Source organism: Solibacillus sp. FSL H8-0538, assembly GCF_038003525.1.
In the GTDB taxonomy this organism is placed as follows: domain Bacteria; phylum Bacillota; class Bacilli; order Bacillales_A; family Planococcaceae; genus JBBOPI01.
On record NZ_JBBOPI010000001.1, the window covers coordinates 2,161,777 to 2,181,212 of the forward strand.

Sequence of the window (19,436 nt, forward strand, 5' to 3'; positions counted from 1 at the left end):
GAGTTGCCGCCTTCCGTTCCATGTGCTTATAAAGTAGTACACTTTCTTTTAAAGAAAAGCACATGTTTTGGTAAAGACCCAATTATTTGTATCGACATTTTTAAAACTTATCTTTTCCGTTATAATTTCCCCTTTTCAAACTGTATGAGCCTCCATTTATCAGCAACCTTCTTCTTATTTAATAATACCCCAGTCCGATTTCTCATAAAAATAAACAACCACTCCGAACATTTGTCGAAGTGGTTGTTTTGGCTATTACATATCCCAAAGAAGGATAAGTAATGTACCAACTATTGTAATGACTACTAAGCCAACGCCGTAACCAATTTTTGTGAAAATCATCCAAGAGTCTTCTGATTCTCTAGCGTGCATGAACACGATAAATTGAAGACCCGCTTGTAAGAATGCTGTAACAAGTAATACAATTATGCCAGTTGAAACTGACATATCTGTGAAATAAACAAGTAATGCTACAGCTGTTAAAACTAATGATGCTACAAAGCCCATTACTTGACCGATAGGAAAGAATTTTGCCATATTACATCATTCCTTTCAAGTAGATGAAACTGAAGATGAAGATCCATACAACATCTAGGAAGTGCCAGTAAAGCGAGAAGATAAACGCTTTATTTGCTGTCACATGGTTTAGACCACGCTTAGAAATCTGGATGATGATTGCTAATCCCCAGAAGAAACCTAAAGTAACGTGAAGGCCGTGTGTACCTAGAGTTGTTAAAAGAATTGAAGTGAAGGCACTAACTGATAAACCTGCACCAATGTGTACATAGTGTTGGAATTCATAAATTTCTACACCCAAGAAGGCTAAACCTAAAACAAGTGTAATCCCCATGAATGTAAGTGTTGCTTTTTTACTTCCCAAACGCATAGCATGGATTGCTAAACCAATTGTAAAACTACTCGCTAATAGTAAGAATGTTTCTGCTAAAACCGGTGTGATTTCAAAAATCTCTGCACCAATTGGGCCTGAACCCGTACGATCAACTAAAGTAAAGTACGATGCAAATAATGTACCGAAAAGCATGATCTCGGCACCAAGGAAAATCCAGAAGCCTAAGATTTTTAGACGGTTTTCCTCTGTACTATACTCCAGCGGGCGAGAATGGTCGATGTGAGCCATTATTTTGCACCTCGCTTTTCATATTGTTTTTCAATTGCTTCTACTTCTTCAGCTGGAATGTAATAGCCTTCATCTTTTTCAAATGAACGATATACCATACATCCTAAAATAACAATGAAACCAATGATTGCAACAATCCACATACTAAAGATCATCGCAAAACCTAGTAAGAAGAATGCACAACTCATGATAAATGGAAGACCAGAGTAGTTAGGCATGTGAATTTTCTCAATTTTACCTTTGAAAAGTTTCGTGCCATTTTTCTTCATATCCCAGAATGCTTCAGAAGTACTTTCTGATACATCCGGAGTAATTGCAAAGTTGTAAGCCGGAATTGGCGTATGTGTTGCCCACTCTAAACCACGTGCGTTCCATGGATCTGAACCAATATCGCGTGGAGAGTTTTTGAAGCTGTACCAAATGTTCCAAACTAACATTATGAATGAAATAGCCATGATTCCAGCACCGATGAATGACACCATGTTTAATGTGCTGTAGCCTGTTGCCTCAGAGTATGTGCTCATACGACGAGCTTGTCCATCTAAACCAGTGATATACATTGGCATGAATGCAAGTAAGAAACCTGTAGACATTACCCAAACTGTTGCTTTACCAATTTTCTCATTTAACATAAAGCCGAATAATTTTGGCCAGTAGAATGTTAAACCTGCTAACATCGCGTAAACAACACCAGGGATGATTACGTTATGGAAGTGTGCTACTAAGAACATTGTATTGTGGTATTGGTAGTCAGCTGCTGACATCGCAAGCATAACCCCTGTTACACCACCAAGTGTGAATAAAGGAATGAAATGGATTGTGTACAACATTGGTGTTGTCATCTCAATTTTCCCTTTATACAACGTGAATAACCAGTTGAAAATCTTAACCCCTGTTGGAACAGCAATTAACATAGTTGTGATCGAGAAGATCGAGTTCGTCATTGCACCTTGACCCATTGTAAAGAAGTGGTGAGTCCAAACTGTGAATGAGAATACTGAGATTATTACCATTGACCAAACCATTGAGTTGTAACCATATAAGTTACGACGAGAGAATGTTGTAATAATCTCTGAGAAAATACCGAACGCCGGTAAAATCAGAATGTATACTTCAGGGTGACCCCAAACCCAGAATAGGTTGGCCCATAACATATCCATACCGCCGTTGCCGATTGTGAAGAATTGTGTACCAAATAGACGGTCCATCGTACCCATTGCTAATACCACTGTTAAAACAGGGAATGCAAATACGATGATTAAGTTAGCGATTAATGATGACCAAGTAAACATTGGCATTTTGAATAATGTCATTCCTGGAGCACGCATTTTCATAATTGTTGTAATAAAGTTGATACCTGTCATTAATGTACCGATACCTGCGATTTGAATCGCGATCATATAATAGTTCGTACCTACTGAAGTACTAAACTCGTTATTTGCTAATGGGAAGTATGAAGTCCAACCCGCGTCAGGAGATCCACCGACAACGAATGATAGGTTGAATAACATAGCACCCATGAAGAATAACCAGAAAGCTAAGTTGTTTAAACGTGGGAACGCAACGTCACGTGCCCCGATTTGTAATGGCACTAGGAAGTTAAAGAAGAACGTAATGAATGGCATCGCCATGAATAAAATCATTACTACCCCGTGCGTTGTAAATATTTCGTTATAGTGCTGTGCATCTAAAAATGTGTTGTCCGGCACTGCTAGTTGTAAACGCATCATAATTGCGTCTACACCACCGCGGAATAACATTAATAGTGCAGTAAGCAAGTACATAATACCGATTTTTTTATGGTCAACTGTTGTGATCCATTCGCTCCATAGGTAACCCCATTTTTTGAAATAGGTAATCCCTACGACAATTGCAATCGATGTTAAAGCGATTAATACCATGGATACGTAAATTAAGAAACTTGGGTGTGGTACCATAAAGCGCTCAAAAAATTCCATATTGTTGTAACTCCTCTCAGACTAGTAAAGTCTTTTTACTACCTATATTAGTGTGAAGAATGATTTTCTTGACCTTCGTGATTACTATGGTCCGTGTCATCTGCGTCTGAGTTACCATGATTGTGCTCAGGAGCTGGTGCAAACTCTAGGTGAGTACCTGTGTAAGTTGAACGACCAAGATGTCCTGGCTCTAATAGCTCTTCAAATTTTTCTTCTGAAAGTGGTTCAGCCGTTTCGTGAACTTCTTTCACCCACTCATCGAATTTTTCTTGTGACATAGACGTCACTTCGAATGTTTGTTCTGCTACACCAGCACCACTAAAGTTTGCATTACGTCCCCAGAATTCGCCTTCAACGTCTGCTGCTAAGTGTAAAGTTGTCACCATGTCACTCATGGCATATTTTTGACCACCTAATTGCGGTACCCAGAAACTTGTAATTGGTCCATAAGAATAAAGTTTGAATTCAACGTTACGATTTGCAGGAATGTAAGCATAATTCACTGTTTCAATTCCTTGTTCTGGATAGCTGAAGTGCCATTTCCAGTTTGAAGAAGAAGCATAAATCACTAGTGGTTCTTGATCTGCGTACTCTTCTGGAGCATTTTCCACTAGATAGTTACTCTTAACTGATTGAACAGATAAGAAAATAACAATGATTACAGGAATCCCGATACAAATAGCTTCTACAAGCCAGTGACCATGGATATGTGGTGGTTCATAATCAGGACTTTGCTTAGATGCGCGGTATTTAATTAACATAAATATTAGAATTGCGAATACAACAAGAACGATTGCTCCCATGATATACATAAGCATGATCGTATCATTTGCTTGAACTTCTGCTTGAGGACCTTTAGGGTCTAATACTAATAGTGGTTCACAACCAACAAGTACAGCAGCACTCATAGCTAAAATCGCTAGAAAAGCCCCTTTAATATTCAATTTCATAATTGAACTCCTTTCAAATCGCGTGTGTATGTTAGAAATGCCATAATAAACTATTTATGGACAAGATATATTTTTATGGAAAATCCACACTACACTATGTAGTGCAACTGCCCAAAAAATTCCATATTCAACCAACTTGCGTAGTTCAATGCATTTACACAGCTGCATATATACATAAAATACAGATTACGCAAAAACTAACACACGAAATAACAGCAATTTTTGCTGGTATTTTGAATTGAGTGTCCATTAATGGATTTAATAAGTACTCAATTCGGTAATTGATTGATGTTTCAGCAAAAGAGACGTACGTAAATGGCATTGCATTTATCTTTTTGATTTTTAACATCTTAATTAACGCACTTCCTATATTGAGAGGCGTTTGTTGTTTTTCTATCGCCCATGCATCCGCAGACAACTCTTCAATGATTCGATATTGTTGTTCAAACCATTTTAGGACAGGTATATAAGGCATCGTTGAAGCAAATAGTGATAATAAAAATAGTTTGAATGGGTCATTTTGATTTTTATGATACATTTCATGAAAAATGACAGCATTCAGTTCTTGTTCGTTTAATAGATTAATCAACGCAGTAGAAATGACAATTTTCGGATTGAATAACCCCATAGTTATAGCGATTGTTTCTGGATAAGAAACTACGATAATATCTTTTTTCTCCGTGTTAAATCGTTTATTCATTGCAACTGAAAGCGTTTTATTTCTATATCTCCACAACAATATTTTCATTCTAATAGAAACGAAATATTGCATACCTATTTTCCAAAAAGAAAATAATATTGCGTAAAGAACAAGTGCATCTAAATAAAAATCAAGAAATGATAAACCAAGTAGTTTTAAAAGGCTTTGGCATACTTCGATTAAATTCAAATTTACATTCCATCCAACTAATCGAGATACGATGTAATGAATCATTTGTATGAAGACGGCAAACCAAATGACTGATGACATGATAAAAATCTTAGAAGCTCGATTTTTTATCATAGATTGTTTTTCCTCTTCAACTCTTCTACTTTACGTTCAAGTTGAATTACTAAATCAGCATCTACTTCCTCTAAAGCGTCTAACATATGACTAACGGCTATATGTCCAAACTCACCAATTAATTCATTTGTCATTTCTTTCGATTGAGTATTTAAAAATTCATGTCGTGATAAAACAGGTTTATATAAGGACGAACGAACCTGCACTCTCTTTTCAAGAATTCCCTTTTCAACTAGTCGATTCATAACGGTCATGACAGTATTGAAATTTGTTGCTTTTTCTAGTTGTAAAACTTGTTGAACTTCTTTAATCGTCATTTCATCACGATCCCAAAGAACATCCATAACTTTTGCCTCTAAAGGGCCAAAAAAGCGCTTTAATCCTGTTTCACGCATTTTGAATTTCCTAATATTTATTATACTAATTCACCTCTTTCAACATTTCGAATTCTAGTCCAACTTATTACCTAAGTCAATATTAATAAGAATTTGCTCATTATGTTGTCAAAATAACAATTTTTATCCGAAATTATCATATAAATTATTTGACTCAGCATTTTCAAAGTGCTAGAATTTCTATATTTCTATACTAAAATAACTTTACAATATATGTTTATTCAAGAAATAAGCGGGATTTTATGTCATATAAAATCCCGCTTGTTTGTTTTTATTCACTGATTTCTAATTAAGTAACTCTTTTAAGAGATTGCAACAAAGCATTAAAAAATACAAAAAGCCATTTGACATTGTTAACTGTCAAATGACTTTCAATTTATTATTCGAATTAACGTATTGTTTTCAAAGCTTTTGACCAAGGAATTACTTGATCTAACATTTGATTTACTGAATCAGCTTGGACTGTTGCTGGTTTGAAATCAGTTCCGTTTTCGAAGTCCGTGAATAATGATAATGCGGGATGTACCCGTACGTCTGCAACTAATAATTCACCAAGGATGCCTCGTAAATGTTCAGTTGCACGTGCACCGCCTACTGAACCATAAGACACGATACCCGCTACTTTATTGTTCCATTCTTCACGTAAGTAGTCTAATGCGTTTTTAAGTGCTCCTGTTATTGAATGGTTATATTCTTGTGCGATAAACACGAATCCGTCACATGCTGCCACTTTTTGTGACCATGCAGCTGCACCTGATGCATCGCCGCCAGGTTCACCTAATAGTGGTAATTTAAATTCTGCAAGATCTATGATTGTGTAGTTTGCGTCACCGCGTTTGTCTGCTAATTCTTTTACCCAGTTACCTACTTGCGGGCTTACGCGTCCTTCACGTGTAGAGCCTAAAATAATACCGATGTTTAATTTTTCCACTGGCAATTCCTCCTGTTGTGTTCCAAATAGTCTCTTAAAAAAACCCATATTGCATACTCCTTACTCGTACTCTTTTTCGAATTCAATTGTGCTACGCACCGTGTTAATTGGTCGAACTAATTTTTCAATTTGTTCACGTTTTGGTTCAAGGAATGGTGGTAATGATAATATTTCCCCTACTGTTTCGTAAGGCTCATCACCCATAAAGCCAGGACCATCTGTTGCCCACTCAAATAATATGCCAGGTGCAACACGCGCGTATAATGACTCGAAGAAGAAGCGATCAACATAGCCCGAAGTACCGAAGCCGAATTCTTGCATGCGTTCAATCCATTCATATAAAACAGCTGTATCTTCTACACGGAATGCGGCGTGGTGTACTGTTCCGAAGCCTTGACGCCCTTGTGGCAAGATAGTATTGTGTTCCACGATTACTTGTGCCCCGTTACCACCCTCGCCTACTTCAAATAAATGTAGTGACCCTTCCTGTCCAATTTCACGGAATAACATTACTTTCTCCAATACTTCTTTAAAATAATCAAATTGTGCGATACGAATATGAATTGGTCCAAGTCCTGTAATTGCAAATTCAAGTGGAATGGGTCCTTTTTGCCAAGGTGTACCCGCTGCTACCCCTACATTATGCTCATCTGACACTAGCATATACTGCTGATCATCGAAATCGACGAATGATAAAGTTTTCTTGCCGAATTGTTCTTTAATATCCGTATGCGCAACGTCTAAACGGTCGAAGCGTTTTACCCAGTATTCAAGTGCTGCATCAGTTGGCACGCGAAAGCCTGTTTTGTAAATTTCGTTCGTTCCATGCGAGCCTTTTTGTATGCCAGGGAAATCAAAGAACGTCATATCTGTACCTGCAGCCCCTTTATCGTCTGCGAAAAATAAATGGTACGTTTGGATATCATCTTGGTTTACTGTTTTTTTCACTAAACGCATCCCTAATACATACGTAAAAAATTCATAGTTCTTTTCCGCACTACTTGTAATCGCTGTTACGTGGTGCATTCCATTTAAATGGTTCATTATTTATTTCCTCCGATTTAGTTCGATTTTAATTATCTTTAATTCGAGATAATTGTGTAAAAAAATTTATAACTTTGCTGCGTGATGACCAATGCGTTTTAACAGTTCAATCACTTCATTCACTTCTCCCGCATTTAGCTCATCAAATATTTCTTCAAGTTTACTTTCGTGCTGCGGGAAAATATTGTCCATTAATTCTTGCCCTTTAGGCGTTATGCTTGCATATATAACGCGTCGATCTGTTGGGCAGCCTTTTCGGACGACATATTCCTTTTGCTCTAGCTTGTCTACTACATACGTAATACTGCTACTTGCGATAAGAATTTTCTTACCGATTACTTGGATTGGTTGTTCGCCTTTATGATAGAGCAATTCTAGTACAGCGAATTCTGTTGGATTCATGCCGTGTTGAGCGACGTCTTTGCGCATAACTTCTTGAATCGCTTGAGAGGCTCGAAGTAAAACGGTCACAGCTTTTAACTTGTTGTTTTCTACTTCCACTCGTATCCCTCCTTTTTATTCCGAATTACATTATCTTTAATTCGAGATAACGATATCATGCTTCTTTACTACATGTCAAAGCTTTTGTTTTTTCTATGACTATTATTCCTTTATAACCAATATTCATAACGACAATGATTTTTTTGTATTTCTAATATACGTCCCACACTGTTACGATTACTTAAAGGGGATGAGGTTATGAGTTGGAATGCAGGATTATACGATGAAAAGCACCAGTTTGTTTCAAAATATGGAGAAAGTTTAGTTGAAGTGCTTGCGCCGTTACCAGGGGAAAAGATTTTAGACGTTGGCTGCGGGACTGGGGATTTAGCTAGTGAAATTGGAAAACTAGGAGCTACGGTTTACGGCATTGATGCCTCTGCCTCCATGATCGAACAGGCAAAGCAAAAATATCCAACAATTGATTTTTCCGTGCAAGATGCGAGCACGTTCAGAATTGACCTATCATTCGATGCCGCTTTTTCTAATGCTACACTACACTGGATTAAAGCGCCGGATGCTGTTGCACAGAGTATCTTTGATGCACTAAAAAATGGCGGGCGCTTTGTCGGTGAACTAGGTGGTGCGGGAAATATTGTAGGGATTACGACAGCGATTAAAGAAAGCTTACTAGAACTTGGCTTCGATTATAATGAGACTACATTTCCATGGTATTTCCCAACGGAAGCTGAATATCAAAATGTTTTAGAACAAGCAGGCTTTACTGTGGAGGAAATAATGCTATACGAGCGCCCTACACCATTAATTGGCAAGGACGGTCTACGCAACTGGCTTAAAATGTTTAGCGAACAGTTTTTCAATGGCTTAACCGAGCAAGAAAAAGAACAAGTGTATGACCGATGCGAGGAGAAATCAAGAGCTGTTCTCCATGACGGCGAACAGTGGATTGCCGATTACTGGCGACTACGATTTATTGCGAAGAAATCTTAAACTTTCTTAAATACTTAGAAAAGCGTGCTAACCGAAATGGGAGATTGATAGCTCTCCCCCTTCAATATTAGCACGCTCTTTAGTTACAAAATAGTATTTGTCGCTCAAATGTCCCTTTTTTCGCAACACAGCGATCAAGAATTTCAAATCCCGCCGCTTCAATCATATGGTCAATTGTATCAATCGTCACGATGACAATCTTCTTCGTAATACGACGAGCTTCTGTAATGATAGCTTGCTGACTATCCGCAGTAATATGCGTAAATAAATTGTACGGCATATCAATGATTGCGACGTCATAATTACCTTCAGCCTCTTCAATTGGCCCAATCGTTACATTGCCTTGCAGTCCGAAATGGGCAATATTTTTTCTTGAGCCGTAGACGACTAGCGGATTAATATCACGCCCTTCTATATCTATGCCCATCGACAATGCTTCAACGAGTACAGTTCCAATACCGCAGCAAGGGTCAATTACTCGAAATCCTTCTGGATTGGGAACCGCAATATTCGCAACAGCTCTTGCCACACGGGTGCTCAGAGCTGTCGAATACATTTCTGGTTTTTGCTGATGCTGTAACCAAACTGCTTCGTTCAGTTCGAGTTTACCAAAATACCATTTATCATCTAATGTAACGACACCAAAGTCGAGTTGTGGATGAATTAAATCGGGCTCACCTTGTATGCATAACCCGATTGTACGCTCGATTTCATTGCGTTTGGAATGCCCAATTTTTTGCGTCGAATTTAGCTCCAGCTTATTTAAACAACTCACTTTAAATGTAGCCCCACCTAAATCGAGTTGTTCTACTAAACGAGCAAGCTGTTCCACATTTTCACCTTCAAAGATGACTTCAAGACGCTGTTTAATAAATGGACTGCGGCTCGGATCAATCTGTACTGAACTTTTCAGCGCGTTTAAAGGCACGTCAAATCCGAAAAATGAGCGCATCTCCATACGAGATAAGTCATATTCATCTTTATGCCATGTATACGTATAAATATATTCTGTCGTGCTCAAATCATTACCATCCTTTACTGCGCTTCATCGGCAGCTTCTATTAGGTTAAAGATGAAGCGGTAAAGAAGCGCATAGCTCTCTTCAAATGTTTGCGCTTCGGTAAAGCCATCGATACAATTTAACGCCACATTCACTTCCCATAAACCATCTTGTCCTGAAAATGACACACTGTAGTTGCCAATCATCTTTGCAACATTTCCTTCAAAGTACGCACGAATCGCATCGCCGAATTTTTTTTGAAGTTTCAGCCCAAATAGAGCTGTATACGCTTTAAACGCATCATCAAACTCCAGCGCCACTGCGTCGATGCGAATAACATCGAATACAGTTGATTCTGCATAAACAAACTCAATAGGATGTTCCTTCAAATAGCTAATCGGCTGTTGTAAAAATTCTTTCGGTTCAGCAGATATCAGGTCTTCTGTTTCTTTATTGCAGCGTTCAAGCACGTCTAGTAGAAGCGCCTTATCAATAACAGTTACCTCTGTCGGCAGTAATTGATGTTTTTCTACAAAGTCTTTTTCAATAGCAAATAACGCGATTTCGTTATTTTGAATATGTTCTTCTATATAATGTTGCAGTTGTTTTTGTAACATTTGCTTTTCGCTCCTTTATGGCTTTAAACCTTTTTCAACTACTATTATAACGCAGATTAAGCGGTCAAGCCTTTATTTATAATTTTGAACTAAAATCAAAAATTTAACCGCCGTAAGCATTGCCATACAGTTCAGCCTTTTAGCCGAGGTCACATTGTTTATAGTGCGATATAATAAATCAATAATTACCTAAGTAAATACCTTTTTAGATAATACTATCAGGGATATCCTGCAACTATAAATGATAGGTGGAAAATGAAATGAATTACCGCGTTTTACTGTATTACTATTACACAATGATTGAGGACCCCGCTACATTTGCTGAAGTGCATTTACAAGCATGTAAAGATTTGAACTTAAAAGGCCGAATTTTAGTCGCCTCTGAAGGTATTAACGGTACGGTTTCTGGAACAGTTGACGAAACAAATGCTTATATGGACTTGATGAACAACAATCCTTTATTTGAAGGTATTGTATTCAAAATTGACGAAGCAGATGGACATGCGTTTAAAAAAATGCATGTGCGTCCAAAACCGGAGCTTGTACATTTAAGTCTAGAGGATGATATTGATCCCCTCCAATTAACAGGCCGCTACGTTCAGCCTGCTGAGTTTTATGAGCAAATGCAGCAAGACGACACCATTGTTTTAGATGCTCGTAACACATATGAATTCGACGTTGGCCATTTTGAAGGTGCGATCCGTCCAGACATTCAAACATTCCGAGAACTACCAGAATGGATTCACGAAAACAAAGCATTACTAGAAGGTAAACGTATTTTAACGTACTGCACAGGCGGCGTACGTTGTGAAAAATTTTCTGGTTGGCTTATTCGTGAGGGCTATGAGGATGTCGGCCAGCTACACGGCGGAATCGCCACTTACGGCAAAGATCCTGTTGCAAAAGGTCAACTATGGAATGGCCAAATGTACGTATTTGATGAGCGTTTAACGGTTCCGATTAATCAAATGAAGCATGTCATTGTCGGTAAAGACCACTATGATGGCAGACCATGTGAACGTTATATTAATTGTGCAAGCCCTGAATGCAATAAGCAAATTCTTGCATCAGAGGAAAACGAAGCAAAACATCTAGGTGGTTGTTCGATAGAATGTACAAAAGATGAACGCAATCGATATGTAAAAAAACATGGCCTTTCTAATGAGGTTGTATCTGAACGTATTGCTGCATTATTAGTTTGAAACGAACAGAAGCTTCTTCCGGGAGGCTTCTGTTTTATTTTGACTTAAGTTTCCCCAGAAATTTCATACTATATTATTACATATAATGTATGGAATAGGGACGGATTTAATCCAACTGAGACCACTATTGAAGCTGCACGTATTCCAAGATAATGAAAAACCACCTCTCGTTGAATAAAAATCAGCGTCGAGGTGGTTTTTACTACTAACTTATTTTGCATAAAGCCCCAGAAACATAAAAAACTACTACATTTAATATTCCTAAAAATCCTTTTCATTTTTAGGCATTCACCTATGTCATTTTTTTCGCATACCTTAATATGAAGAAGCACATCTAGTTATAGAGGAGCGTGTGTTTAAGGTGAAAGGTAAAACAATACATTATTTTTCTGGAGGCAATACTGCACGGGGCTACTTCAGCCTTTTTGATTCTAATTTTGGCAGATTAGAAAAGCTGTTCATTTTAAAGGGTGGTCCAGGAAAAGGTAAATCCACGTTAATCTTAAATATTGCGGAAGCCATTATAGATAAAGGCATAGACGCAGAACTGATTCACTGTTCTTTAGATCCTGATTCCATCGACGGTGTAATTTTCCCTGAACTAAAAGCAGGAATAATTGATGGAACTGACCCACATATCGTTGAACCAAAGATACTAGATGCAGCAGAAGAATATGTGAATTTAGGAGATGCATGGAATTCCGAACAATTAAGCACTAAACGGGATGAAATTATTCAATTAATGCAGAAACGCAAAGAAGCACATAAGCAAGCGCATCAAGCTTATGCCGAAGCGTTGTCGATCCATGATGAATGGGAAGCAATTTATATTGGAAATATGGATTTCGGAAAATTAAATGCAGTAACAGAGAACTTAAAAACAAAATTTTTCAAGGATTTCTTTCTAGATAAGCAGTCAAATGTACAACACCGATTTTTAGGGGCAGCTACGTCCAAAGGGGCTGTGGATTTTGTTCCTAATTTAACTGAAAACATTCAAAAGCGTTACTTTTTAAAAGGAAGACCCGGGTCTGGAAAATCTACTCTTTTGAAAAAATTAGCGTATGCAGCTGAAAGTAAAGGCTATGATGTTGAAATATACCACTGTGGGTTCGATCCAAATAGCTTGGATATGCTCATCTTCCGTGAACTTAGCATCGCCATTTTTGACAGTACCGCACCACATGAATATTTCCCTACAAGAGAAGATGATGAAATAGTTGATTTGTATAAAGAAGCGATTTTGCCTGATACGGATAAAATTTTCGCTGAGCAAATTAACCATATTGCCGCACGTTATCGTCGGAAAATGAATGATGGAACTGCTAGCTTAGCCGCAGCAAAAACAGCGAATGATCAACTAGAAAATATTTACTATGAAACGGTTGACTTCGCGAAGATTACAGAAATACAACATGAGATTGAAAACATCATCCTTGAGATTGCCAAAGGAATGACACAAACCGAAGCGGACAATGATTAACTAAAGGACTTATTCTCACCATTTATAAAGGGTTAGGTTGAAAACTCAATGGAGGTATACGTATGATAAATTTTATTTCTTTCCAAGGTACTGTCACCATGATAAGTGATTTTATGATTTCCCCAAACGATGAAGGCAAAGGTTGTTATAAATTATTCTCCGTTCAAAATAGAGATGGGTCTTTTGTTAATTTTGTAATTTCTCCCACTACTTATTTTGTAAACCATGAAATGATCTCAATAGGCGATAGTGTAACTGGTTATTATGATGGAAATGCACCCGTTCCACTTATTTTCCCTCCGCAATACCGAGCACTTGTTATGGTAAAGGATCGTCCGTATCAAAATGTAAAAGTAGACTTTTTCAACAGCCAGTTAGTGAGTAGTGATGGTCAATTAAAATTAAACATTTCTCAATTTACGCATCTATTATTAACCAATTCACAAGCCTTTACTGGAAATCCCGCCAATCGAAATCTCATTGTTGTTTATGGTCCTTCAACAAGAAGCATCCCTGCTCAAACCACTCCCTCTCAAATCATCGTTTTGTGTTAACGATTTCGAATAAAATTTTGCTCAAATATCGAAAAGGAGATGTGACAATTACGTTATCGCATCTCCTTTTTTTTAATCAACCGAAAATATTTCAGCTTGTTTCCCCTCCTCACGCTTGAAGGCACTGAAAAAGTTGATTTCTACTGAAAATTCTAATAAGTATTTGCTAAATAGTGATAGGTTTTTGGTGCTCTGGCACTCGCTTTTTCGCGGGCGGTGGTGAGCCTCCTCGTCGCTACGCGTCCGCCTGGAGCCCAAATCAACGACATCGAAGAAAAAGCCAGTTCTTCAACGGTGTCTCGTTCCAAAGCTGGCTAAACTACTTTATAGATTTTTTCAGTGCCCTCATGTGATACTCACCTTTTTTAGGAATAGAATGGTACGAGTACGTTTAACTTGTATCGGAGGGAATGACCAATGAATCCATTTTTTAGCTATATTTTATTAGGGGTATCCTTATCTGCGGCTGTTGGCCCAATTAATGTCGCACAAATCAACAGGGGCATTAAATATGGATTCCTAAATTCTTGGTTGGTTGGATTAGGTGCAATGTTTGGTGATGTGATTTTTATGTTTCTGATTTACTTTGGCTTAGCACAGTATTTAACAACACCCTATATGAAATTATTTCTTTGGTTACTTGGATTTTTCGTTTTAGTTTGGACGGGCGTCGAAAGCATTTTAGGTGCAAAAAAACCGATACAAAAAGATCTGACAATAAACGAATCCATGAGTAAGTCGTTTAGAACTGGTTTCGTCATAGCCCTTTCAAATCCACTTAATATTATTTTTTGGTTAGGTTTATACGGGTCAGTATTAGCAAAAACAAGCGATTTATATAGCAACGAACAGTTATTATTTTACAGTAGCGGTATATTTCTAGGCGTGTTCATGTGGGATATTTTTATGGCTGGTGTTGCGAGCAGCTTTAGAAAATTTATGAACTCCCGAGCGTTACAGTTCATCACTATTGGAGCTGGATTATCCCTTATTGGTTTTGGTTTATATTTTGGATATCAGGCATATACCATCATTTTCAAATAACTACATATGATTAGTCACCCATTTGGGCCCCCTTTAATAGTGTAGTACTGTATAGAAGGAGGAGTCTCAAGTGGGAGCAGTTTTAGAAAAGAGTTGGATAGACGAACATTTAGAAACACTTCCTTTATGGCAACAAATAGCGTATAAATCCTTCTCTTCAATAATTGCAGATGATGAAAATACGTATCCATGTGTCCCAGCTAGACAAGGTTTTTTAAAAGATCAGCTGAAGTTTTGTTTTGTCGGAAATCCGCGGGAAGTCAGTTCTATAAAGAATCTTGCAGAAAGCTTAAGGGATTATGGAAAATGCTCACGTGATGCAGGAAAAAATACTTCATTTGCTGTTTTTTTTGAAACACCGGAAGATATGTTTACGGATTATACTGTAGAGGATTATCGGAAGTTGTTTTGGTCTGTTTTAAACCAGGTTACATCATTTGATGACAAGGAGTGGCCAAAAGCAATTCCATCAGATCCTTCACACCATAAATGGGAATTTTGTTTTGATGGAGAACCTTATTTTGTGTTCTGTGCCACACCTGCACATAAATTACGAAAGAGTCGTCATTTCCCTTCTCTTTTAGTAGCATTTCAGCCACGTTGGGTGTTTCAGGAATTGAACAACTCCACCGTATATGGGCGCAAAATGAAAACGCTCATACGGAAGCGCATTGGTGAGTATGATGCCATTCCAAGTCATCCAGATTTAAAATGGTATGGCCAAGAAGACAATCAGGAATGGAAGCAGTATTTTTTAAGCGATGATGCTAGTAGTGCATCCAAATGTCCATTTCTAAGGATGCAAAATAACTTCTCATTACCACAAAAGTAAGAACTGTCATCAAGTGTTCTCCCATTTTTTCACCATTATCAATGTAGCGATTCCAATCATTACTATAAAGAGCAGACTCACATAAAATCCGAGTCTGCTTGTTTTTTCGCCAAACGTACCAGAAATAGTAATGATAATGAGTAACATCCCTAAAGCAATCTTTATTTTGTCCCAAATTGACAATTTCATCAGCTTGGCATATGTCACTAATATAAACAGCCAATTATAAAGAAGCATTAACCCTGCTGCTGTTATCAAATATTCAAAAATCTTTTCTGGTAATAACAGGCCAATAATGATGGTAATGAGTAAACCACCTGTTATAAAAAGGACTGCTGGTAGCGGCACTTTCCGTTTTCCTTTGCTAGCTAGAAAAGCAGGAGCGTCCTTATCTTCAGCAAGGGTAATTAATATTGTCAGTACTGCATACAAAGAGGCAACCATTGTCGAAAAGCCAGCAATGATAAGAATGCCATTTAAAATATCTGTAGCGAAAGGAATTTCGAAATTATTAAGTGCTGTAATAAAAGGACTTTCTTTTACATCGATGTTGCCCCAAAATATAAGAGCCAGGGCCAAACCTAGGGACATAACATAGATGGTGGTCAATGTAATGATCATTATTTTTCCTGCTTTAGGTGCCTGTTTTGGATTTTTTAAATCGATGACTAACAGACCCATTACTTCAATTCCACCGTAAGCATAAAAGGCGTATAGTAGAGCAAGCCAAATCCCTCTAACCCCTTCTGAAAAAAAGTTTTTATAATGAGCCAAATACGAAGTTACTTCACTTGGCTGAGCATTCGTACCTTTTACTAGTAGAACGACAGCAACAATAATAAACATGACAATAGCTGCCGTTTTCAGTACACCAAAGAGATTTTGGAATTTTTCAAACCCCTTCATACCTGGCAAAATAACGAGTAATGCTAGTGCAGAGTACACTGATGTGGCTATCCAAAGTGGTATAGTTGGAAACCAATACTGTGTAAAAATTCCTAGCGCTATAAGTTGACTTCCCATAATGAGCATTTCTGACAATAAATAGATCCATCCATTGCTAAAACCCGCCCATCTGCCAAATGCTTTCTTTGCGTATGAGCGGAAAGACCCTTTATCCGGATCGTCAACAGACATCTTCGCAAGCGCATCATAAACAATGTATGTGCCAATTGCCGCTAAAATAAAGGCAATTAATACAGCAGGTCCACTTTTCTTAATAGCCATACTAGACCCAAGAAAAAAGCCTGTTCCTATTGTGCAGCCCACACCAAGAAATGAAAGCTGCCACCACGGCATACGGCCTTTTTTTGTTTTTGACCTCATTAGGATCACTCCTATACCTTTACGTTTTTCTCCTCAACGGCATTGACATACAGCGAATGCCCCCACCAGATTTCTCTAATTCTGACACTTCAATTTCAATGAATTTCTTCTTTTGTAATTTTGGGTGATTTTTGAGCATCTGTTTATGTGCTTTCTTACTAATTAATAATGTTTCTGGATCTAAATTAAGAAAATTAATATCAGGAATGGTATTATATTTCTCTAGCCAGTACACTTCAAATCCATGGCGGTTTAGAAATGGCTCTGTCATCTCAAATTGAGACCCACTCTCGGTAAAAACGTGGACAGGAAAATAGCGCATAAAGCTCTTGGCAATTATTAAATCTCCGTTTGCTACGTTACAATTCATATCTAAATGAAGTGTATCCGAGCTCCGTGGCAAATCAATAATGCCAATTTCAGAAAAACCTTCCTTGAAGATTTTTTCTTTCACCTTCTCCACGCCTTCTATCGTTGTGCGCATGCCAATATTAATAAACACGGCATCTTTATTAAGAATTAGTACATCACCAAACTCCATTGCTCCACCATAATTATTTTCATCGAATACAAAGGTTTCAGGGAACCACTGTTTTATTAGTGAATGAGCCTGTACATACTCCGGACGCCTAATCGAACTACCTGCTTTTCCTGGAATAATAATATTGCCAAATACACAAGCAAGATCTCGAACAAAAAATCGATTAATGAGCTGCTCACTCAAGCTTCGTGCAACTGGCGGTAGCTCTTTGGAATAATCAATGACTTTTATTCCTGCATCCTCAATTACCCCTTTTAATTCCATGAAATTTTCCATTGCTTTTTCATGTTTGACAGGAGCGCTCCACTGCACATTTTCCGCGGTTTTTAAATCTGGAACATCTAACTTAGATGGTGCACAAAGCATGACAACCTCAAGTTCCCCATTTTCTGACCAACAATTGGGTTGAAATGATAATATGATGTATCCTCTCCTTCTTGTTTTCCACCTTCCTTAGCGTTACCACCCTGAATTGGATTATGCAAAAAAAGCATGAAAGTTCATGGGCTATTTCGCCGCCCCACGTTACGCATCTTTTGCCCTCGAACGTTTTGAACACATAATACTTTTTACGATGTCATATGCTATTGGAGTTTTTAATAAAGGAGAGGTTCGATATGGACATATATGTTAGACGCGGGGATTCGCTTTGGTATTACAGCCAGTTATTTAATATTCCTCTTCAGCTTATTATCAATTCCAACCAAAACGTTAACCCTCAAAGGCTCTCAATTGGTGAGCGCATTCAAATTCCGGGATTTGTTGCCGATAGTTATCAAATTAGACCCGGAGACTCCTTTTGGTCAATTGCTCAGAGCCGAAACCTACCTCTAGATGCCATTCTTCTAGTTAATCCTGGCTCTAACTCAAACAGCCTCCAAATTGGCCAAACCGTTCAAATTCCTCTTAGGATAACGTCAAGAATTATTATCGGCAAAAAGAATTATGACTACGATGCCATGATGAATGATATTAAACAATTACAGACTGTTTATCCCTTCTTGCAAATTTCTTCAATAGGCAATTCCGTGTTAGGGAAGGAAATACCTGAAATAGTAATCGGGAGCGGAAGTAAAAAAGTTCATTACAATGGTTCATTTCATGCAAACGAATGGATTACAACGCCGATTCTTATGACCTTCTTAAATGATTATGCGTTGTCACTAACGAATCAAACTACGATTCGAGGGCTTGTTACAGCGCCCTTATATGAGCAAACTAAACTTTCTATTGTTCCAATGGTTAATCCTGACGGGGTTAATTTGGTCATAAATGGACCACCTGCAGTAGAACCTTGGAAAAGCCGCGTGATTGAATGGAATAATAACAGCTCGGATTTTTCTGGATGGAAAGCGAATATACGTGGAGTGGATCTAAATGATCAATTCCCTGCCGAGTGGGAAAAGGAAAGAGCACGCAATCCTAAAACGCCGGGACCAAGAGATTATGGAGGCGAAAGCCCATTATCTGAACCAGAAGCGATTGCGATGGCAGACTTAACAAGGCAACGGGATTTTGCAAGAGTGCTAGCTTTTCATACTCAAGGAGAAGTTATTTATTGGGGATTTGAAAACCTCGAGCCACCTGAGAATGAAGAACTAGCCAATGAATTTAGTCGCGTAAGTGGATACACGCCTGTCGAAACAGTGGATAGTTATGCTGGATATAAAGATTGGTTTATTCAGGACTGGCGAAGACCTGGTTTTACTGTAGAGCTTGGTAGAGGAACAAATCCGCTACCACTCACTCAGTTTGATGAAATCTACGAACGAACTTTAGGGATTTTTCTGGCGGCGTTATATTTATGAGGAATTGTCTATCAGCCTCTTAATGAATACTCTTGTCATAAATAATTTCCAACTAATGTATTCCTTTAGCAAAAAAGAATAAATGGAATGGAGTCGTGCTAAAACATGTGCTTTACTTTAAAAGAAAGCGTACTACTTTATAAGCACATGGAAGGGAA

The 19,436-nt window shown here is 38.0% G+C and carries 20 protein-coding genes; 7 read left to right on the forward strand and 13 right to left on the reverse strand.

Annotated elements, in window-relative coordinates:
• Positions 1-255: 255 nt before the first annotated feature.
• From MHH87_RS10205 to MHH87_RS10245, 9 genes are all read right to left on the reverse strand, one after another.
• The gene (locus MHH87_RS10205; protein ID WP_340749199.1) at positions 256-537 is read right to left on the reverse strand and encodes a cytochrome C oxidase subunit IV family protein; all 282 of its coding nucleotides are present in this window, start codon (positions 535-537) and stop codon (positions 256-258) included.
• Between the two features lies 1 nt (position 538).
• Positions 539-1,138 carry a cytochrome aa3 quinol oxidase subunit III gene (qoxC, locus tag MHH87_RS10210; protein WP_340749200.1) on the reverse strand — a complete coding sequence of 200 codons (600 nt, stop codon included), beginning with the start codon at positions 1,136-1,138 and terminating at the stop codon, positions 539-541.
• Positions 1,138-3,096 (reverse strand): cytochrome aa3 quinol oxidase subunit I, encoded by a 1,959-nt coding sequence (gene qoxB / locus MHH87_RS10215; RefSeq protein ID WP_340749201.1) that lies wholly within the window; start codon positions 3,094-3,096, stop codon positions 1,138-1,140. The genes qoxC and qoxB overlap by 1 nt, the downstream gene beginning before the upstream one ends.
• Positions 3,097-3,143: 47 nt before the next feature.
• A complete protein-coding gene (gene qoxA / locus MHH87_RS10220; RefSeq protein WP_340749202.1) occupies positions 3,144-4,046 on the reverse strand; it encodes a cytochrome aa3 quinol oxidase subunit II in 903 nt (300 codons plus the stop codon).
• Between the two features lie 154 nt (positions 4,047-4,200).
• Positions 4,201-5,016, reverse strand: coding sequence for a M56 family metallopeptidase (locus tag MHH87_RS10225; protein ID WP_340749203.1), 816 nt, complete (start codon positions 5,014-5,016; stop codon positions 4,201-4,203).
• Positions 5,017-5,045: 29 nt separating this feature from the next.
• Positions 5,046-5,465: a BlaI/MecI/CopY family transcriptional regulator gene (locus MHH87_RS10230; protein WP_340750965.1), complete on the reverse strand. Its 420-nt coding sequence runs from the start codon at positions 5,463-5,465 to the stop codon at positions 5,046-5,048.
• A 367-nt stretch (positions 5,466-5,832) separates the two neighbouring features.
• Positions 5,833-6,423, reverse strand: coding sequence for an NADPH-dependent FMN reductase (locus tag MHH87_RS10235; RefSeq protein WP_340749204.1), 591 nt, complete (start codon positions 6,421-6,423; stop codon positions 5,833-5,835).
• A gap of 12 nt (positions 6,424-6,435) precedes the next feature.
• A complete protein-coding gene (locus MHH87_RS10240; RefSeq protein ID WP_340749205.1) occupies positions 6,436-7,419 on the reverse strand; it encodes a ring-cleaving dioxygenase in 984 nt (327 codons plus the stop codon).
• A gap of 66 nt (positions 7,420-7,485) precedes the next feature.
• Positions 7,486-7,920 (reverse strand): MarR family winged helix-turn-helix transcriptional regulator, encoded by a 435-nt coding sequence (locus MHH87_RS10245; RefSeq protein ID WP_340749206.1) that lies wholly within the window; start codon positions 7,918-7,920, stop codon positions 7,486-7,488.
• Between the two features lie 198 nt (positions 7,921-8,118).
• Here MHH87_RS10245 and MHH87_RS10250 point away from each other — a divergent pair, with 198 nt between their 5' ends.
• Positions 8,119-8,871, forward strand: coding sequence for a class I SAM-dependent methyltransferase (locus MHH87_RS10250; RefSeq protein WP_340749207.1), 753 nt, complete (start codon positions 8,119-8,121; stop codon positions 8,869-8,871).
• Between the two features lie 79 nt (positions 8,872-8,950).
• Here the strand turns inward: MHH87_RS10250 and MHH87_RS10255 are convergent, their stop codons facing one another.
• Together MHH87_RS10255 and MHH87_RS10260 are read right to left on the reverse strand one after the other, a co-directional pair.
• On the reverse strand, positions 8,951-9,892 hold the full coding sequence (locus MHH87_RS10255; RefSeq protein ID WP_340749208.1) for a TRM11 family SAM-dependent methyltransferase: 942 nt from the start codon (positions 9,890-9,892) through the stop codon (positions 8,951-8,953).
• Between the two features lie 14 nt (positions 9,893-9,906).
• A complete protein-coding gene (locus MHH87_RS10260) occupies positions 9,907-10,488 on the reverse strand; it encodes a branched-chain amino acid aminotransferase (protein ID WP_340749209.1) in 582 nt (193 codons plus the stop codon).
• A gap of 260 nt (positions 10,489-10,748) precedes the next feature.
• Between MHH87_RS10260 and trhO the strand changes: the two genes are divergently transcribed.
• The 5 genes from trhO (at position 10,749) to MHH87_RS10285 (ending at position 15,603) form a co-directional block, all read left to right on the forward strand.
• Entirely contained in the window at positions 10,749-11,690 is a 942-nt protein-coding gene (gene trhO / locus MHH87_RS10265) for an oxygen-dependent tRNA uridine(34) hydroxylase TrhO (RefSeq protein WP_340749210.1), read from the forward strand.
• Between the two features lie 361 nt (positions 11,691-12,051).
• Positions 12,052-13,173, forward strand: coding sequence for a PRK06851 family protein (locus tag MHH87_RS10270; RefSeq protein ID WP_340749211.1), 1,122 nt, complete (start codon positions 12,052-12,054; stop codon positions 13,171-13,173).
• A gap of 62 nt (positions 13,174-13,235) precedes the next feature.
• Complete coding sequence (locus tag MHH87_RS10275) at positions 13,236-13,727, forward strand: hypothetical protein (RefSeq protein WP_340749212.1); 492 nt, start codon at positions 13,236-13,238, stop codon at positions 13,725-13,727.
• A 417-nt stretch (positions 13,728-14,144) separates the two neighbouring features.
• Positions 14,145-14,771, forward strand: coding sequence for a LysE family transporter (locus MHH87_RS10280; protein ID WP_340749213.1), 627 nt, complete (start codon positions 14,145-14,147; stop codon positions 14,769-14,771).
• A 70-nt stretch (positions 14,772-14,841) separates the two neighbouring features.
• Positions 14,842-15,603: a YqcI/YcgG family protein gene (locus tag MHH87_RS10285; protein WP_340749214.1), complete on the forward strand. Its 762-nt coding sequence runs from the start codon at positions 14,842-14,844 to the stop codon at positions 15,601-15,603.
• Positions 15,604-15,612: 9 nt separating this feature from the next.
• Here MHH87_RS10285 and MHH87_RS10290 read toward each other — a convergent pair whose 3' ends face one another.
• Positions 15,613-16,929, reverse strand: a complete 1,317-nt coding sequence (locus MHH87_RS10290; RefSeq protein ID WP_340749215.1) for an amino acid permease — start codon at positions 16,927-16,929, stop codon at positions 15,613-15,615.
• A gap of 19 nt (positions 16,930-16,948) precedes the next feature.
• Positions 16,949-17,836, reverse strand: a complete 888-nt coding sequence (locus MHH87_RS10295; protein WP_340749216.1) for an arginine deiminase family protein — start codon at positions 17,834-17,836, stop codon at positions 16,949-16,951.
• A 251-nt stretch (positions 17,837-18,087) separates the two neighbouring features.
• On the opposite strand from MHH87_RS10295, the gene MHH87_RS10300 reads away from it, so the two are divergent.
• Positions 18,088-19,278, forward strand: a complete 1,191-nt coding sequence (locus tag MHH87_RS10300; RefSeq protein ID WP_340749217.1) for a M14 family metallopeptidase — start codon at positions 18,088-18,090, stop codon at positions 19,276-19,278.
• The last annotated feature ends 158 nt before the right edge of the window (positions 19,279-19,436 follow it).

What these genes read in the sequence shown, in the direction of transcription:
- MHH87_RS10205 (WP_340749199.1), bottom strand. Translation starts at nt 537, where the DNA reads ATGGCAAAATTCTTTCCTATCGGTCAAGTAATGGGCTTTGTAGCATCA.
- qoxC (WP_340749200.1), bottom strand. Translation starts at nt 1,138, where the DNA reads ATGGCTCACATCGACCATTCTCGCCCGCTGGAGTATAGTACAGAGGAA.
- qoxB (WP_340749201.1), bottom strand. Translation starts at nt 3,096, where the DNA reads ATGGAATTTTTTGAGCGCTTTATGGTACCACACCCAAGTTTCTTAATT.
- qoxA (WP_340749202.1), bottom strand. Translation starts at nt 4,046, where the DNA reads ATGAAATTGAATATTAAAGGGGCTTTTCTAGCGATTTTAGCTATGAGT.
- MHH87_RS10225 (WP_340749203.1), bottom strand. Translation starts at nt 5,016, where the DNA reads ATGTCATCAGTCATTTGGTTTGCCGTCTTCATACAAATGATTCATTAC.
- MHH87_RS10235 (WP_340749204.1), bottom strand. Translation starts at nt 6,423, where the DNA reads ATGGGTTTTTTTAAGAGACTATTTGGAACACAACAGGAGGAATTGCCA.
- MHH87_RS10240 (WP_340749205.1), bottom strand. Translation starts at nt 7,419, where the DNA reads ATGAACCATTTAAATGGAATGCACCACGTAACAGCGATTACAAGTAGT.
- MHH87_RS10250 (WP_340749207.1), top strand. Translation starts at nt 8,119, where the DNA reads ATGAGTTGGAATGCAGGATTATACGATGAAAAGCACCAGTTTGTTTCA.
- MHH87_RS10260 (WP_340749209.1), bottom strand. Translation starts at nt 10,488, where the DNA reads ATGTTACAAAAACAACTGCAACATTATATAGAAGAACATATTCAAAAT.
- trhO (WP_340749210.1), top strand. Translation starts at nt 10,749, where the DNA reads ATGAATTACCGCGTTTTACTGTATTACTATTACACAATGATTGAGGAC.
- MHH87_RS10275 (WP_340749212.1), top strand. Translation starts at nt 13,236, where the DNA reads ATGATAAATTTTATTTCTTTCCAAGGTACTGTCACCATGATAAGTGAT.
- MHH87_RS10280 (WP_340749213.1), top strand. Translation starts at nt 14,145, where the DNA reads ATGAATCCATTTTTTAGCTATATTTTATTAGGGGTATCCTTATCTGCG.
- MHH87_RS10290 (WP_340749215.1), bottom strand. Translation starts at nt 16,929, where the DNA reads ATGAGGTCAAAAACAAAAAAAGGCCGTATGCCGTGGTGGCAGCTTTCA.
- MHH87_RS10295 (WP_340749216.1), bottom strand. Translation starts at nt 17,836, where the DNA reads ATGCTTTGTGCACCATCTAAGTTAGATGTTCCAGATTTAAAAACCGCG.
- MHH87_RS10300 (WP_340749217.1), top strand. Translation starts at nt 18,088, where the DNA reads ATGGACATATATGTTAGACGCGGGGATTCGCTTTGGTATTACAGCCAG.